General features: G+C 69.9%; 15 protein-coding genes and 4 pseudogenes. 15 read left to right on the forward strand and 4 right to left on the reverse strand.

Annotated features, from left to right (window positions below):
* From ACIG3E_RS37255 to ACIG3E_RS37265, 3 genes and pseudogenes are all read left to right on the forward strand, one after another.
* Nucleotides 1-99 (forward strand): annotated as a pseudogene (locus tag ACIG3E_RS37255) (transcriptional regulator); the annotation flags it as partial.
* On the forward strand, nt 54-386 hold the full coding sequence (locus ACIG3E_RS37260) for an arginine deiminase family protein (RefSeq protein WP_399624869.1): 333 nt from the start codon (nt 54-56) through the stop codon (nt 384-386). The pseudogene ACIG3E_RS37255 and the gene ACIG3E_RS37260, both read left to right, overlap by 46 nt.
* A gap of 101 nt (nt 387-487) precedes the next feature.
* On the forward strand, nt 488-1342 hold the full coding sequence (locus ACIG3E_RS37265; protein WP_399624871.1) for a class I SAM-dependent methyltransferase: 855 nt from the start codon (nt 488-490) through the stop codon (nt 1340-1342).
* 132 nt (nt 1343-1474) lie between these two features.
* Here ACIG3E_RS37265 and ACIG3E_RS37270 read toward each other — a convergent pair whose 3' ends face one another.
* Both ACIG3E_RS37270 and ACIG3E_RS37275 read right to left on the reverse strand, forming a co-directional pair.
* On the reverse strand, nt 1475-1615 hold the full coding sequence (locus tag ACIG3E_RS37270) for a hypothetical protein (protein ID WP_399624873.1): 141 nt from the start codon (nt 1613-1615) through the stop codon (nt 1475-1477).
* Between the two features lie 169 nt (nt 1616-1784).
* Nucleotides 1785-1850, reverse strand: a pseudogene (locus tag ACIG3E_RS37275) (YbhB/YbcL family Raf kinase inhibitor-like protein); the annotation flags it as partial.
* Nucleotides 1851-1907: 57 nt separating this feature from the next.
* Between ACIG3E_RS37275 and ACIG3E_RS37280 the strand changes: the two are divergent.
* From ACIG3E_RS37280 to ACIG3E_RS37325, 10 genes and pseudogenes are all read left to right on the forward strand, one after another.
* Entirely contained in the window at nt 1908-2627 is a 720-nt protein-coding gene (locus ACIG3E_RS37280; protein WP_399624875.1) for a transketolase C-terminal domain-containing protein, read from the forward strand.
* A gap of 25 nt (nt 2628-2652) precedes the next feature.
* Complete coding sequence (locus tag ACIG3E_RS37285) at nt 2653-3618, forward strand: hypothetical protein (protein ID WP_399624877.1); 966 nt, start codon at nt 2653-2655, stop codon at nt 3616-3618.
* Between the two features lie 67 nt (nt 3619-3685).
* Complete coding sequence (locus tag ACIG3E_RS37290; RefSeq protein WP_399624878.1) at nt 3686-4402, forward strand: hypothetical protein; 717 nt, start codon at nt 3686-3688, stop codon at nt 4400-4402.
* 15 nt (nt 4403-4417) lie between these two features.
* Entirely contained in the window at nt 4418-5128 is a 711-nt protein-coding gene (locus ACIG3E_RS37295) for an HAD family hydrolase (protein WP_399624881.1), read from the forward strand.
* Nucleotides 5129-5428: 300 nt separating this feature from the next.
* Entirely contained in the window at nt 5429-6751 is a 1323-nt protein-coding gene (locus tag ACIG3E_RS37300; protein ID WP_399624883.1) for a DUF6917 domain-containing protein, read from the forward strand.
* Entirely contained in the window at nt 6748-7218 is a 471-nt protein-coding gene (locus ACIG3E_RS37305; RefSeq protein WP_399624885.1) for a Gfo/Idh/MocA family oxidoreductase, read from the forward strand. The genes ACIG3E_RS37300 and ACIG3E_RS37305 overlap by 4 nt, the downstream gene beginning before the upstream one ends.
* A gap of 467 nt (nt 7219-7685) precedes the next feature.
* Nucleotides 7686-8237 (forward strand): annotated as a pseudogene (locus tag ACIG3E_RS37310) (IS5 family transposase); the annotation flags it as partial.
* 264 nt (nt 8238-8501) lie between these two features.
* Nucleotides 8502-8849, forward strand: a pseudogene (locus ACIG3E_RS37315) (transposase family protein); the annotation flags it as partial.
* A 129-nt stretch (nt 8850-8978) separates the two neighbouring features.
* Entirely contained in the window at nt 8979-9551 is a 573-nt protein-coding gene (locus ACIG3E_RS37320) for an alpha/beta fold hydrolase (protein ID WP_399625015.1), read from the forward strand.
* Nucleotides 9552-10519: 968 nt separating this feature from the next.
* On the forward strand, nt 10520-11062 hold the full coding sequence (locus tag ACIG3E_RS37325) for an AAA family ATPase (RefSeq protein WP_399624887.1): 543 nt from the start codon (nt 10520-10522) through the stop codon (nt 11060-11062).
* 467 nt (nt 11063-11529) lie between these two features.
* Here ACIG3E_RS37325 and ACIG3E_RS37330 read toward each other — a convergent pair whose 3' ends face one another.
* Together ACIG3E_RS37330 and ACIG3E_RS37335 are read right to left on the reverse strand one after the other, a co-directional pair.
* Nucleotides 11530-11802, reverse strand: a complete 273-nt coding sequence (locus ACIG3E_RS37330) for a hypothetical protein (RefSeq protein ID WP_399624890.1) — start codon at nt 11800-11802, stop codon at nt 11530-11532.
* Nucleotides 11803-12019: 217 nt separating this feature from the next.
* On the reverse strand, nt 12020-12187 hold the full coding sequence (locus tag ACIG3E_RS37335; protein ID WP_399624891.1) for a hypothetical protein: 168 nt from the start codon (nt 12185-12187) through the stop codon (nt 12020-12022).
* A gap of 123 nt (nt 12188-12310) precedes the next feature.
* Between ACIG3E_RS37335 and ACIG3E_RS37340 the strand changes: the two genes are divergently transcribed.
* Entirely contained in the window at nt 12311-14098 is a 1788-nt protein-coding gene (locus ACIG3E_RS37340; protein WP_399624893.1) for an ABC transporter transmembrane domain-containing protein, read from the forward strand.
* Nucleotides 14095-15879 carry an ABC transporter ATP-binding protein gene (locus ACIG3E_RS37345; RefSeq protein ID WP_399624895.1) on the forward strand — a complete coding sequence of 595 codons (1785 nt, stop codon included), beginning with the start codon at nt 14095-14097 and terminating at the stop codon, nt 15877-15879. Before ACIG3E_RS37340 ends, ACIG3E_RS37345 begins: the two co-directional genes overlap by 4 nt.
* The last annotated feature ends 6 nt before the right edge of the window (nt 15880-15885 follow it).

Below are 15885 nucleotides of genomic sequence, written 5' to 3' on the forward strand. Positions count from 1 at the left end.
CTGGACTGGACCGAACGCCGCCCTCACCTGGCCGGCGCGGTCGGCGCCGCCCTGTGCCGCCACGCCTTCGACACAGGCTGGATCACCCGCGTCGGTTCGCTGCTCTGGCAACCGCCCTGGGAGCGGGCAGCATCCGGCTGATCGACACCGGTGACGACGCGTTCGCCGTTCGCCGCGAACAGTGGAGCGACGCCGCCAACGTCCTCACGCTCCGCCCGGGAACGGTCATCGCCTACGACCGCAACGCGCTGGCCAACGACCGGCTGAGCGCGGCCGGCATCGACGTGCTCACCATCCCCAGCGCCGAGCTGGTACGCGGCAGAGGCGGGCCGCACTGCTTGTCATGCCCGCTGGTGCGCGACCCCTTACCTGCCGCAGGCCGCTGAACGAGCCGGCAGCACTTCGCCATGCCTCAGCATGCGGGGCACCCCGTACAAGGCACCCCTTCCCGCGACAGGGAACGTTCGCAACGAGAGAAGGAAGCAACGTGACGACATTCCAGCAGCCGACGAACGTGTCGAACCGACACCTTCACGCCGAAGAGCAGAAGGACACCGTCAGGACGGTCTACGAGCAGGTCGCCGCCGAGTACGACGAGCGGATACCCGGCGCCGGTGCCTGTGACGACCTTTTCACGCAATCCGAGCATGAATTCCTGTTCGAAAGCATCCGCTCCGGCGAGAAGGTCCTGGACATCGGATGCGGTACCGGGCGGTTCACCGTCCCCATGGCCGACAAGGGTGCCGATGTCAGCGGACTCGACATCTCGCGGCCCATGCTGGACGTGGCCGAACGGAAGCTCCGTGAGCGCGGCCTGAGCGCCGACCTGCGCGAGGGCGACATGGCTCACCTGCCCTTCGCCGACGCTTCCTTCGACACCGTCACCAGCATGCTGGCCCTGATGCACATTCCCCTCCAGGACAGGCCAGCGGTCTTCGCCGAAGTCCACCGGGTCCTGCGCCCCGGCGGCAGGATGCTGCTCGGTGTGAAGAACTCCGTGTTCGAGGAGATGTTCACCGGTGACCGCTTCGCCTCGGTGGACGTCACCGACGTGGAGAGCAAACGGCTTCTCTTCACCAAGACCCGCAGTGGCCAGGAGTACGTCGCTCCCTGGTACAGCTTCAGCCCCCGCGATCTGACCACGCTCTTCGCCGCCGTCGGCATGACGGTCACACGGCTGCGGGGCAACTCGCCCATCGCCGTATGGCTGGCCGACGAAGTCTTACGCGACGAAGCCGTCCGTTCCTTCGTCAGTAAGGCGGAGCGCTTCCTGGCAGAAGTCCCTCCCTTCAACCACTTCGGATACCACCTTCTGGTGGAGGCGGTGAAGCGTGCCGCGTAGTGCCCACGGCGGGCGGGAGGCGCGGGGGCGGATCCGCACCGCCGCGCATCGCCGGGTGGGAACCGCCATGGCCGTCACCGGCCTCGCGGCCGCTCCTGGCCTTTCGGACAACGAGATCCAGGCCGGGCAGCGCTACGACTCGCCGGTGATCCTGGCCGTGCCGATCGTCGCCGCGGCGATCTCCCGGGCGGCGGTCCGGGTCGACGAGCTGGAGTTCAGGTTGGTCAGCGATGCCTGGTTCAGCGCGTGGACGACGAACTCGTAGGTGTTCACCGTGGAGGGCGAGCACGGCCCCTGGTAGCCGTAGAGGCTCGCGCTGCCGCGGTAGTAGACCTGCCTGGCCCCCGCCGGGGCCGAGGGCCGGTAGGCGTGGTCGACGTTCTGGGGGGAGTGAGGTCGCGCTCGTCGGGATGTCGTAGATGACCCAGTGGATGAGGTTGGAGTTGTCGAGATCGCGCATGACGATCGCGTAGCTCTTCGCGGCGGTCGGCGCACCCGACCAGCTCAGGGGAGGGGATTCGTTCCTCTTGGCGGGGTCGCTTCCTCCGCCGCTGGTGCACTCGTGATGGCGCCGCCCGCCGCCTGCTTTGCCGCCTTCGGCCTGCTGCGCGGAACCGAAGCCCTGCGCACCTTCGTGGCCGCGGAACGCGCGCCGGTCACAGTCCTGGCCGGTATGGCGGGGCTGTCCGCTGGCCGGGACGGGGTGAGCCACCACTGCCTTGAGGACCTGGCGGTACTGCGCGGCATGCCTGCCATCCGCGTCTACGCCCCGTCCGACCGGGCTGCCGCCCGCTGGGCCGTCGAGGACCTGCTGTCCGTGCGGGAACCCGCCTACGTACGCCTGGCCCGCCAGCCGGTACGCGACACGCACGGCGGCCCAGTGACCGGCGGCCTGCGCGTGCTGCGGCGCGGCACAGGCCGGGACCTCGTCGTCGGATACGGTCCGGCCCTTGCCGCCGCCCTGCCCGCCCTGGAAGCCCGCGCCCCCGCCGCCGACGTGGTCGAGGTGGTGCGGCTCCAGCCCCTGCCCGCAGGACTCGCCGCACACCTGAGGAGGGCCCGGCGGGTCAGCGTGGTCGAAGAGCACCGCCCGGAAGGCGGCCTGGCCGACCGGATACGCGCCGCACATGCTCACTTCGCCAGGCGTGTGCGGGCGTTCGGCGTGCCCGAGGACCCCGGCTCCGGCGCGTACCTCGAACTGCTTGAGGCCGCCGGTCTGACGGGACACCCCCTCCTCGACCGTCTCGGCACGGCCCCGAAGCCCCCACGAAGGAAGGTCTCATGACATGACGGAGCACATACAAGAAGCCGTGCACGAGCCGCTGTTAGTCATCGACAGCCATCCTTGGTACGACACGCCACGGGCCTACGACGCGGCGGTGGGTGCCGCCTTCGGCGCGCTGGGTTTCCGCGTCCTCGGCGTCGAGGAAATCGCCGCGAACTGCGACCGGTTGGTGAAGGCCGTGCTGCGCTCCGGCGACCTGGTCGTCCTGCCCCTGATGAGCGGTGCGCTGCTCGCCGAGACGGTTCGGCGGCGGGCCGAGGCCCTGGGTGCCATGGTCTTGGCCCTGCCGCTGTCACGCCACCCTTTCGTCACACTCAGCGCTGATGACCAGGAGACCCTCGCAGACAGCTGCGCCGCCTACGCACGCTCCTCGTCCCTGTGGGTCAGGGACTTCGGAAAGCTGCTGCGCCGCGCCCGGCATCGCGTGGAGCGCGTCGTCTTCCTGGACAGCAACAGCGCCACCGGCAAAGACTTCGTCCTCTTCGGCGAGCGGGCCCGACGGTGCCTCGGCGCGAGCGTGCCCCTGCACTTCAGCGTCCTCATCAGCGAAACGGCCGAAGACGACGCCTACGGGCCTGGTCACCGGGGCGGGCGCAAGCTGCGCCAGCCAGACTCGGCGGCACTCCGGCTGGTGGGCAGCAACACGAAGTTCCTGTCCCACCTGCGATTCTTGCAGCGGGACATGACCGACCAGATTGCGCTCGTCGACGGTCTCCGCGCCGCCCTGCCCGACCTCACGGCCTACTGGGACACCGTTCCCGCCGACCTGCAGTCCATTCACGACTACCGTGCGTCCACCCATGTGATCCACACCAAACGCCTGCACATCAGGTTCGCCGCGGACGACGAGGAGCGCGCCACCACGCTCTCACACCACATCGGCGAACTCGACCGCGCACATCGCCTGACGACCGGCTCCGACGCCATGGCCCGTCGTGCGGCACTGCTCACCACCTGGCACCGCACCCTTGGCGACCTGGCGGAACGCTGAACCTGCCCCACCGGTACAGAGGGACTGGACCACACGCTCCGGAACAGAGGAACGGAATAGAGGAAACGTGGCGAACATCCTGACCACCATGAGCCGGGAAGCGGGAGATGCGCTGCGTGACGCCGTCTCCCACCTGGACGGAGCCGCGCCGGCCCGCGACACTTGGCGCCGTGTCCTGGCCGCCTGCACACAGATCGACAGCGAGCGGTTCCTCGCGGACTTCCTGGACGCCAGCCAGGACCCGGATGTGTTCCGGCAGCTCGCTGACGGCTACGACGAAAAGGAGAGCTGCCTACGACTGCGCCTCACCGGGACGGAAGCCCTGTCGGTGCGCCTGCACATCTGGACTCCGCCCCCGCCGGGCCAGGAACCCTACCTGGAGAACGTGCACGGCCACCGCCGCTACATGGTGAGCAGCCTGATCGCGGGGGCGTACCTCTCTGACGACTACGACTATCACGAGGAGGCCGAGGAACTGTCTCCCACGGGGCGGCGCATCCTGGGAGCGGGCACCTGCTACCTGATCGCCCCCGAGACGGTTCACGCGGTGGCCAACCCCTTCCCGCGCCACTGCGTCTCTCTCATCTACCGGGGCGGCAGCGTTACGGACCGCATCCTGATCTTTGATCGCGACCGCGGTCGGCCCGCCGCGTACACCGGCGTGCGGCCCGTAGGTGACCTCGGCAAGACCACGCGGGAACGCGCCATGTCGCGTACGGAGTACCTGCGTTACCGCCTGGATCGCATCCGCGCGGAGTCGGCCGCCGCGCCCGCCCCGCGGTGAACGGGGCCCCAGAGCATGCGGGTCGCACTCGTGGACATGGACGACACCCTCGTCGACTACCGCTGGGAAGAAAACCTCGCACGCGATACCGTGTGGGCACAGCACCTGCCGCACATGGAGCGTGACGCCTGGCGCATCCACTACCGGCGGGCCAAGGTGGAGGCCCGGATGGTGTACCCCTTACCCTGCGCCGAGGGCTACACGGACCGCCTGCGCCGGGCCCTGTGGCATGCCGTCCCGGCCTCCGCACCCCCGGACGAACGCCTGGTCCAGGCATGCGAGCGCACCTACTGGCAATGCCGGTACGCTTCGGTAACCCCTCTGCCCGGCGCACGGGAACTGCTCGATGCCCTGCGTGCCCCCTACGACAAGCTCCTGTTGTGCACGATGGGCGCCACCGACGTACAGACCCGCCGGGCTGCCCGGGTAGGCATCGGCTCCGCCTTCGACGCGATCTGCACCTCGGAGGCCGCAGGGGTGGGCAAGGACGAGTGGCCTGCCTTCCTCGGCGGCCATTGGCGCGGCGCTTACTCCTACCTGATGGTCTCCGACACGTGCGACCCGGACCTGCGGTCCGCCGCCCGTCAGGGAATGCGAACCGCCTGGCTGCGCCGACCAGGTTCGGGCAGCCAGCCGTCGGCCCTGGCGCACGGCTTCCGCGCGGACTGCGCGGCCGACAACCTGCCGGACCTCACCGAGGCGATCTTAGCCCTCGCCCCCTGCTGACCAGCGCGAGCCCCGAGGTACAGAACGCGGAAAGGACGCCGTACATGACCAGCCAACTCGTGGAGTTCAACGTTCCGAGCCTGCTGAAGGAAGAAGGACTCGCGGGCCTCGTCCGGGCGAGCGGCGTGACCGCCACGGCCTTGGACGTCCGCTATGGCACCGTCTCCATGAAGGCCGCCAGTAACGACGAGCGGGCGCTGACCTGGGCCCGCCTCTACCTGGAGCCGATCCTCTCCTTCGCGGAGTCGGACACGACCGCCGACGCGAAACTGACCGCTCTGCTCATCGACCCCGGCGACGGTGCACGCGGCAGTCGCCAGCCTTCCCTGGGAGGACGAGCCGATCGCGATCCACTTCGGCAAGCGGGCCGCAGTCGCACGCGTACCGGGTTTCACTTGCGTTCACGACACGGGCGACGACCATCTGTACGTGGTCGACGACACCCACGGCAGGGTCGTCTCCCTCGGGGTTCCCAGCGCGGTGAACGCCCGCGATCTGGCCCGCCAGACGCGCGAGCTGCTGCTCGACGGGCTGCTGTCCGACGGCTGGGTGGTCCTGCACTCCTCCGCCGTCGCCCGCTCGGGGCGTGCGCTGGTCTTCGTCGGCGACAAGGGCAGCGGAAAGACGACCCTCGCATTGAAGATGCTGGGCGAGCACGGCTTCGAGTACCTGGCCAACGACCGTCTGCTGGCCCGGGTCGACACCGACGGCCGGATCGAACTGCGGCCTTACGCGCTGTCCGTCAGGCTCGGCGGCGGGACTTTGCGCAACCACCCGAAGCTGCGTCGGCACCTGCACTACTTCGACCACTTCGACGCCGCGGTGCTGCCCCTGGAGCGGCAGTTCGCCCATGAGGACAAGCTGGAGCTGACGGTGGGCGAGTACGCGGACATCCTCGATGTGACCGTGGCGGACCACGCCGTCGTCGACCATGTCTTCCTGCCCACCTTGGACTTCGACGGCGACGACCCGCAGGCGGAAGTGGAGGCCCCCCGACAGGACGACGTGCTCGCGGGGGTGGAGAAGAGCGTGCTGATCCCCGATCCGGACGGGTCGGGGTGGCTACGGGCCCTGACCGGCGGCACGAACGAGCTGACCACACGCATGGCCGCGACCCTGCGTGCCCTGGCCGCCGCGCCCTCACACAGGCTGCGGGGCCACCCCGAGGCGATCCGCGAGGAGATCCGGGCGTTGACCGGAACGCCCGGCGCCGACACGGCGCGGCCCTCGCCCGGCTGGCTGCGTGAGCCCCTGCCCGCCACGACGGTCTGTGTCCTGCACCACCGACGCGTGGATCGGGAGTTGACCCTCGCGCCCTGGCAGACCCGGGCGGTGAACCAGGGCGAGGTGCATGAACTCCTCGTCGTCGACCCCGCGGCCGACCTCAGCGAGCCGATCAACGACGTCGGCTACCTCGGTTTCGCCAGCTTCGACGCGGGTCTGCTGGTCGTGGGGGACACCCTGTTGTGGAACGGCCACCGCGTCGCTGAGCTGTTGGGATTCGACGACACCCACCTGCCCAATCACATGAACATCGTCTTCCGGGCCGTCGACGCACCGCACACCGGATACGAACGAGGCCTGCGGCCGGGTGACGTCCTCACGATAGAGCCCCGCCCGTGACGGCTGCGCACGAGGGGCCGCCGTTGCGCCTGGCCATTGCCGGAATGGGGTGGAGCGGTCGCCGCTGGCTGCGCGTCGCCCAGCGCACGCCGGGCATCTCCCTCCACGCGCTCGTCTCGCGGTCGTCGAGCTGGCCGGACGCCGACACCAGCCCGGGCCCGGTAGCCATAAGGACCGGCAACGACCTGGGCGACGTGCTCGGCCGCGCCGACATCGACGCCGTCGTGGTCTGCACCCCGCCCGAGCACCAGGTCGACGACGCGCTCGTCGCCGTCAGCTCGGGGAAGGCCGTTATCGTCGAAAAGCCGGGTGAGGCCTTCTCTCTCACCACGCCTGACGGCTCCGTCGCCCACACAGGATGTGTCGCGTTCGGCTTGGAGTGCTTCGCGTACGCGTTCCTGTGTCAACACGGCCTGGACGAGGAGGGCTGGCCGGATCTCGTGCGTGAGCGGTTGCTGGCAGCCTGAGGGGAGGGCGCGAGGCACACACCAGAACCACGAGTCGAGCACCGCCGGGAGGCAGCGGGGCGGCCCGACCACTGAGACGGTCAGGGAATCGACCGGCTCACCCTCACGGTTGTCCCGGTTCTTCTTGGTGGTCGTCCGTGTGAGCTGCCCGCTGGGCTTCCTGTGCTCGGCAGGAACGCCCGGATGGGCGAAGGCCCCTCGAATTCGCCTTGCGGGGGGCTTCGTAGACTCGTGCCAGGCGGCCGCGTGCTCGAAGACTCACTGAGCGTTTCGCCCTATCTGAAGCTGTTACGTTCTGGTTCGAGGAGGCTGACAGGGCGGCACTGAAGTGAGAGACGGGCCGCCCGTTCGCCGTGAGACGGCAGAGGGCTGTTTGATCCCGATGCCTCCTGTCTGATCCCAACCCGGCCCCGCCCGGTGGGCTTTGGCCGCTAGCCGGGGCGGCCACCGCGCAGTACATCTGAAACATGACCGCCCACAGCGGCTACCCCAGCGACCTGTCCGACGAACGCTGGCAGCTGATCGAGCCGGTGCTCACCGCCTGGTGGGCCGAGCGCCGCGGCCGCGGCCTGGACATCGGCCGACCGCCGGAACACGACCTGCGCGCGCTGATGAACGTGATCCTGCACGTGGACCGCACTGGCGTCCCCTGGCGCTACCTGCCGCACGACTTCCCGCCCTGGCCCACGACCTACCACTACTTTGCCTGCTGGCAGCAGGACGGCGTCTTCGCCCAGCTCACCGGGCTGCTGCGGCAGATGGTCCGGGAGGCCGAAGGACGCGACGGCGAACCGTCGGCCTGCGTGCTGGGCTCCCAGACCATCAAGAGGTCGGCCAACGTGCACCTGGCCGACCAGGGCACCGACCCCGGAAGGCGGATCATCGGGCGCAAGCGGCACCTGGGCTGCGACACCCTGGGCCTGCTGCTGACTGTCCTGGTCACGGCCGCGAGCGTGTCCGACACCGAGGCCGGGGTGACCCTGCTGTCCCGCATCGCCGCCGCCCACCCGCGCATCACCAACACGTAGGCTTGGCCCGCCGCAGCGGCTCGTGAGCCCTCAGGACTGACTGCAGCCGCCGAGAAGGCAACTCCGGCCGAGCAGTCAAGACGCCAGGCCACAAGGCCCCGGATCCCGAAAGCGGGAACCGGGGCCGCTGCGCGCCCGAGAAGAATTGAAGGCTAGGCCACCTGCTGGCGGCTGCCGTAGTGGGCGGGACCTCAGCCTGCGCGGACCCGGCCTAAAGCCTGTTGCAGAAGGCTGTGAGCTGGGCATTTTTCTTGTATGGGTGGGGTGTTGCGGGCTGAGGCGTTGTGGGTGGAGACGTTCACCGGGCTGCGGTTCGTTGTCTTCCAGCGGCTGCTGAAGGTGGTCCGCGAGCGGGGCGGCAACGGTACCGGGCTGGGGCGTCCGTGGTGTCTGCCGCTGGCCGGGAGGGTGTTGCTGGTGGCGGTGTACTACCGCACCAACCTGACGATGCGGCAGCTGGCGCCGCTGTTCGGCGTCTCGCCCGCGACGGTCTGCCGGGTGATCCAGAAGCTGGGACCGCTGCTGACGCTGGAGCAGATCAAGCGTCCGGCGGATACTGTCGACCGGCTGTGGATCGTGGACGGCACCTTGATCCCGGTGCGAGGTGCTGACCGGGGATGGTGATTCGGCCGCTGGTGAACGCCGGTCCTCCGGCAGGAATAGTCCGCATATCCTGCGGACGTGGGGGATCAACGCTCGGTCGACGTTGGCGGGGTCCAGCTGGCCTATCAGATGTCGGGTCCGCCGGATGCTCCGCCGCTCGTCCTGTTACACGCACTGGGCGAGGATGCCACTGACTGGGAGGCGGTTGTGCCCGCCCTCGCCCGGAGTCGACGGGCGTATGCCCTCGATCTTCGCGGTCACGGCCGAAGCGACTGGCCGGGAGACTACTCGCTCGAACTCATGCAGGCTGATGTGCTCCGCTTCCTGGACGCACTGGGACTTGGCCCGGTGGATCTGATCGGGCACTCCATGGGCGGGATCGTGGCCTACCTGCTCGCGCAGGACCATCCGCAGCGGGTGAGCCGGCTCATCCTGGAGGACGTTCCCATCCCGCGTCCCCGGGAGCAGACCACCCCGACCAAGCCGGACGGCGCCCTGACCTTCGACTGGGAGACGGGCTGGCCGTCAGGCGGCAGATCGACGCGCCGAACCCCAGGTGGCTCGGGCGACTCAGCCAGATCACCGCCAAGACCCTCGTGTTCGCCGGCGGCCCTCACAGCCATGTTCCCCAGGACGGCGTCGCCGAGCTCGCCCGCCGCATCCCCGGCGGGCGAGTGGTCACCATCCCGGTGGGACACCTGATCCACCACGCAGCGCCGGAGACGTTCACCGAGGCGGTTTCGGTGTTCTTGGAGGACAACTTCCGTTCTGCCCGCCAGGAATGAGCGCGATCACTGGCCGTGACGTGGGGACGGTCGCACGAGTTCTTCGAGTGTGACCAAGAAGTGGGCCCGTGCGGCCTTGTCCCATCCTGCCTTCAGTAGCTGACACCCTCTGGGTTGCTCTGGACCGGCTCACGCTGGACGCGGCGGCCCGCGAGTCCGTCAACCAGTCCGTGGTCCCGGATCGCTGCTGCCTTGCCCGCAGCCGTGCCCCGCTTCCTGCTCCCGCAGGGCCGCTCACAGGAAGAGGACGACGCGGCTTTGCAGTTGGCGTGAGTGCAGACGGTCCTGGTGTGGCCGATCGCGGAGATGGTGACGGACCCTGCCGCCGTCGTGACCCGGGACGGGATGCCGGGGGCATCCGCAGCCCGCCGCCGCGGTGACGACGGACGGTGCGCCGGTCTGGCCGGTTCCTGCGGGGCTGACCCAGTGGGTGGTCTCTGCCGACGTCCCGCGGGCGGGGCTGCACTCTGTCTGAGGCGGTCAGTTCAGGAACTCTGGCGCGTGCCCCGGCTCGGCCGCTGCGCCGTGCGTACTGCGGCTCGGGCGGCTCACACCGCCGGGGATGGCGTGGCGCGCTGTCGCGTCCGCGGGCGTTCGCCGCGGACGGGCATCGGGAGCGTCGGCAGCGCGGCGGTGAAGGACTCGATCCAGTCCAGGTCGGCCTTGACCTCCGCTGCGGTGATATCCGTGTGCTGGGGCGCCGACCGTCCTCGGTTCCGGTCATCATGCGAGTCGATCAGGCGGGTGGCGAAGGGCAGATCGTTCGGCCCGGCTGACAGGGCTGCTCCGGCTGCCTCGGCATGTCCCCGCTGATACGCGGTGATCACAACGGGTCAGCGCCGGGCGGGTAAGGCCGTGTCAGTGGCCCCCCGTAAGGTGCCGGACGTGGTCGGAACCAACGAAACGCGTCTGGTCGTACTACGCGGCAACAGCGCCTCAGGAAAGTCGTCCATCGCGGCTGGCCTGCGCGAGAAGTGCGGCGGGAACCTGGCCCTCGTGGCCCAGGACAACCTGCGCCGCACGGTGCTGCGCGAACGCGACCGGCCAGGCGCCGCGAACATCGGCCTGATCGGCTCGGTTGCCTCCTACGCACTCGATCATGGATTCCATACGGTCGTCGAGGGGATCTTGTACGCGGACCGCTACGGCTCGATGCTGCAGGACCTGGTGCGCAGCCATCGGCGTGTCACACGGTGCTACTACCTGGACATCCCCTTGGAGGCGACGCTGGCCCGTCACGCGACCAAGCCCGATCCGCAGTATCTGGCGCAGGTCACCGAACACCATCTGCGCGACTGGTACAGGGACCGCGACCTGCTGCCCGGCGGCCAGGAGACGGTGATCGGCGCGACCAGCACTCTGGACGAGACCGTCCAGCAGTTTCTGCGCGACACCGGCCTGGACCACCTGCCCGCGACCGACCGCTGACAACAGCTGCGCGCCCGGCGGTGCATCCGGTGCCTGTGCGATTGCGATGGAATCGGCCGGTGTGTCACGGCACACGGCATGGCACCGGCTCGCTCTCGCGCGGGAGTCGGGACGTGTGGAACCTGCTCCACGGCGTGCCGCGTTCACGTTCAAGAAAGTGCTCCGCTGGGCCTTCAGCCGCCTCGGCTCACACGCATAGCTCCACTCGGACGGTCCGCCTGCTGCTATCCCTGTCGTTCCCGGTCGTCTGGCGGGGGCCCAGGGGAGTCCGAGGCCCGCGAACAAGGCCTGGTGTTCGGGTGGGTAGGTGGGGCAGCGGGCACGTGCGGCGTTCAAGCGCCTGCGGAGCTGGACGGAGATGCCGCCAACACGGGGCCGGTAGGTGTCGTGGACACAGCGCTGGCCGTCCTTGCCCACCAGCGGCCCGACCTCGTCCAGGTGCTGGCGGGCGGCAGTCACGAGCTCCCTCAGCCGTTCCGTACGGGAGCGCGGCACGCGCACCGCGCCCGTGTCTTGACCCGCCGGTCACCCGTGGCCGGTCCCATCCGCAGCTCCAGCGGGGCCCCGCGCTGCTCGTCCCGCAGCTGGGGCCATCGCTGGTGCTGATCGCACAGCCACTTCCCGAGATCGTCCCCGCGGAAGCCCCGGCTCCCGGTGAGGAGTTCGCCGCCGTGCCCGCCCTCGGCGTGGAAGGCATCCAGGAGGATGAGTCTGCGCTCGAAGGCGGCGTTCCACGGCACGTCTTCCCGTACTCGCCAGAAACCGAGCCTGTCCAGCGCCTGGGCGACCTCACGCTCCTCCTGACGCGCGCCCCAAGAATGCCTGCGGCACTCGCTCAGCGGCCTCCTGCCCGCCCACGCTGATGGTGTCCTCGCCCCCGGGCAGCAAATGCCCGTACCGGTGCGTGTACTCCCGCGCGGCCTCGACCAGGAGCTGCCGGGCTGAGGCCCGTGGTTCCTACACGAACCCGTACTCGCCCAGCAGAGCGGCCAGGTCCGCAGACACTCGCCGCGGCCGCGCACGCCAGACGGACAGTCCTTCCTCGGGGCCGAGTTCGGCGACCAGGGCGTGCAGATCGTCGCGATCGCGGCGCCACTGCCGCCGCTCCAGCTCCAGCCGTACCACGACCCCGGGCTCCTCCGCGACCTCGGGCGCCGGATCCTGCTCGAGTGTGTGCCTTTCCTGGGGTGATCAGCACGGTGCTCGGTCCCCTGAACGAATCGGCCAGCGATCACTAACGTGCGGCAGATGAAGAATTCGGAATGGGATCCGGGGACCCCGGACTGCCGTAGTGCCGCGCGGTACCTGTGGTGGCTGATCACCAGCCAGCGCCGCCGGGTCGCCGTCGGCGCGCTGCTGGGCAGCGCCTGGATGGTCTGTCTGGCTCTGCCGCCGTACCTGCTGTCACGCGCCATCGACGACGGGCTGGAGCGGGGGCAGTTGTCCGTGCTCACCGGCTGGGTCGCGGCGTTGGTGGGTGTGGGGGTGCTGAACGCGTGGCTGGCCGTCATGCGGCACCGCACCATGACCAAGGTGCGGATGGACGCCGCTTTCCGGTCGGTGCGGGTGGTGGTCAGTCAGGCGACCAGGCTGGGCGGGACGCTGCCGCGCCGGGTCATGGCCGGGGATGTGGTCACGATCGGGTACGGCGATGTCGCGGTGATCGCGAGCACGCTGACCATCACCGGCCCCGGTGTCGGCGCGGTCCTCGCCTACGCCGTCGTGGCCGCACTGCTGCTGAGCGTGTCGCCGCTGCTCGCCGTGCTGGTCCTGCTCGGTGTGCCGCTGCTCGCGGTGGTGGTCGGCCCGCTGCTGGGGCGGTTGCAGGGCGCGGAGGCGACCTACCGTGAACAGCAGGGCAGACTCGCCGCCCGCTTCACGGACATCGTCGGAGGACTGCGCGTCCTCAACGGCATCGGCGGCAAAGAGGTGTACGCCGAGCGCTACCGACGCGGCTCGCAGGAGCTGCAGGCCACGGGGTACCGCGTCGGCGCGGTGACCAGCTGGATCCAGGCCCTGAGCGTCGGTCTCCCCGCTCTGTTCCTCGGTGCCGTGACCTGGCTGGCGGCCCGAATGGCGGCACAAGGGGACATCACCGTGGGCGAGTTGGTCGCGGTCTACGGCTATGCGGCGGTGCTGGTGGTACCGGTCACCTTCTTCGTAGAGGGCGGATACGACCTCAGCCGCGGACTGGTCGCCGCCCGCAGAGTCGTACGTTTCCTGGCCATGAAGCCCGATCCCCTCGGCGGGGAGGCGACCTCGGACGGGCCCGGGAGCGCGGCCGTGTTGCGTGATCCCGCATCGGGCGTCGAGGCGAGGCCCGGCAGGCTGACCGCATTGGTGAGCGCCCGGCCCGCGGAGTCGGCGATGGTCATCGACCGTCTCAGCCGCTTCGTCGAATCGTCGGTGACTTGGGGCGGGATACGCCTCGACGAGATCCACCTGACACAGATCCGCCAGCGGATCCTCGTCGCGGACAACGAGGCCGATCTGTTCGCCGGCCCGCTGCGCGAGGTGATCTGCGGCCCGTGGGACCGAGATGAGGAGACCATCGGCCGATGCCTCCACGCAGCCGTGGCGCAGGACATCGTCCGCGCCCTGCCGCACGGCCTCGACTCACCCGTCGGCGCGCAGGGCCGCAACCTCTCCGGCGGTCAGCGGCAGCGCCTCCGCCTGGCCCGGGCCCTGCTGGCCGACCCCGAAGTACTCCTGGCGGTCGAGCCCACCTCGGCGCTCGACGCACACACCGAGGCAGCCATCGCGACCCGGCTGCACACCGCGCGGTCCGGCCGCACCACGGTGGTCACCAGCACCTCACCGCTCCTGCTGGATCAGGCCGACACCGTGCACTACCTGATCGACGGCTCCGTCGCGGACTCGGGCAGCCATCGTGAACTCATAGCCCGCCGACCCGGCTACCGTCTCCTGGTCTCCCGCGGCGCCCCCGACGCGGACGGCGTACACGACGAAGATCGTGAAGACTGCGACCGCACAGAGGACCGAACGGCTCCCGGGTGCCGCAGGACCGAGCGATGACCGCCGCATCCGCACCATCCACGCAGCCCACGGCCCGCCTCCTGCCCGTCGCCGAACCGTCCCGCGTACGCCGGGCGGCACTCCGGCTGGTCCGCCAGGACGGCCGCGCTTTCGCCGCCATGATCGTCCTCAACGCGCTGGCCGCCGGTGCCGGACTCGTCGGCCCGTGGCTGCTCGGCCGCATCATCGACGAGGTCAAGGACGGGGCCCCCGTGGCCTCGGTGGACCGTCTCGCGCTCCTCATCCTCGTCTGCGCGCTGGCACAGCTCGTCCTGGCCCGTTACGCCGCCTACATCGGACACCGCTTCGGCGAGCGGGCCCTTGCGCGCATCCGCGAGCAGTTCGCCGACCGGGCACTCTCCCTGCCCGCTGCCGTGATCGAACGCGCCGGAACGGGCGACCTGATGACCCGTGGCACCACCGACGTCGCCGCGATCGGCGCTACTCTCCGGGACGCCGGCCCCCAGGTCCTCATCGCCGGAGTGCAGTCGGTGTTCATCCTCGGAGCGGTCTTCACACTCGACCCGCTGCTCGGCGCCTGCGCAGTCGTCGGCCTGCTCGGCATCTGGTTCGCCGCCCGCTGGTACCTGCGCCGGGCGCTCACCGCGTACCTCGCCGAGGGAGCCGCCAACTCCGCCCTCGCGGAGCAACTCGCGGCCACCGCCGCCGGAGCCCGCACCGTCGAGGCATTCGGCCTGCAACAGCACCGCATCACGGAATGCCACAAGCACATCGAAGCCTGCCGGACCACACGGAACCACACACTGTTCCTGCGCAGCGTCCTGTTTCCGGCCGTGGACATCTCGTACGTCCTCCCCGTGGCCAGCGTCCTGCTGATCGGAGGCACGCTGTACACCCACGACAGGATGAGCCTCGGCGCGGTCGTCGCCTCGGCCCTGTACCTGCGCCAGCTCTCCCAGCCCCTGGACACCATCCTCCAGCAGATGGAGCAACTACAGAGCAGCCGTGCCTCCCTCGCCCGCGTCGAAGGCCTCGGCGCCGCCACACACGCACCGCCGACCACTACCGCCACACCAGCTGACGACCGGATCGAAGTGACCGACGCCCACTACGCCTACGACGAAGGAGGCGACGTCCTGCACGGCGTCGACCTGACCGTCCAGCCCGGCGAGCGACTGGCGATCGTGGGCCCCTCCGGTGCGGGCAAGACCACGCTGGGCAGACTCCTGGCCGGCATGGCCACCCCGCACACGGGCTCGGTGACCGTGGGGCAGATCCCGGTCGCCGACCTGGACCCCGACCAACTACGCCGACACGTCGTCCTCGTCACCCAGGAACATCACGTGTTCCTGGGCACAGTCCGCGACAACCTGCACATAGCCTCCGCCCGTGCCACCGACGCCGAGCTGCGTGCCGCACTCGCCGCCGTCGGCGCCCAGTGGACCGACGAACTACCCGAGGGCCTGGACACCGACCTGGGCCACGAGGGACACCGGCCCGACGGCGCCCAAGCACAGCAACTCGCCCTGGCACGCGTAGTCCTGGCCAACCCCCACACGCTGATCCTCGACGAGGCAACCGCGCTCCTGGACCCGCGCACCGCCCGCCACACGGAGCAGGCCCTGGCCGCCGTCCTCAAAGGCCGGACCGTCATCGCGATCGCACACCGCCTGCAGACGGCGCACGACGCCGACCGGGTAGCCGTGATGGAGAACGGCCGCCTCACCGAACTCGGTACCCACACCGCCCTCGTCGCGGCCAACGGCACCTACGCCGCGCTCTGGCGAACCTGGCACGGCGAACAGCCACCCGCCGGGTGAGCCGAC

The organism is Streptomyces sp. NPDC053474 (genome assembly GCF_044544845.1).
GTDB lineage: Bacteria > Actinomycetota > Actinomycetes > Streptomycetales > Streptomycetaceae > Streptomyces.

Excerpts from the sequence above, each read along its gene's own strand:
- ACIG3E_RS37340 (WP_399624893.1), top strand. The coding sequence starts at position 12,311 with ATGAAGAATTCGGAATGGGATCCGGGGACCCCGGACTGCCGTAGTGCC.
- ACIG3E_RS37295 (WP_399624881.1), top strand. The coding sequence starts at position 4,418 with ATGCGGGTCGCACTCGTGGACATGGACGACACCCTCGTCGACTACCGC.
- ACIG3E_RS37320 (WP_399625015.1), top strand. The coding sequence starts at position 8,979 with ATGTCGGGTCCGCCGGATGCTCCGCCGCTCGTCCTGTTACACGCACTG.
- ACIG3E_RS37280 (WP_399624875.1), top strand. The coding sequence starts at position 1,908 with ATGGCGCCGCCCGCCGCCTGCTTTGCCGCCTTCGGCCTGCTGCGCGGA.
- ACIG3E_RS37345 (WP_399624895.1), top strand. The coding sequence starts at position 14,095 with ATGACCGCCGCATCCGCACCATCCACGCAGCCCACGGCCCGCCTCCTG.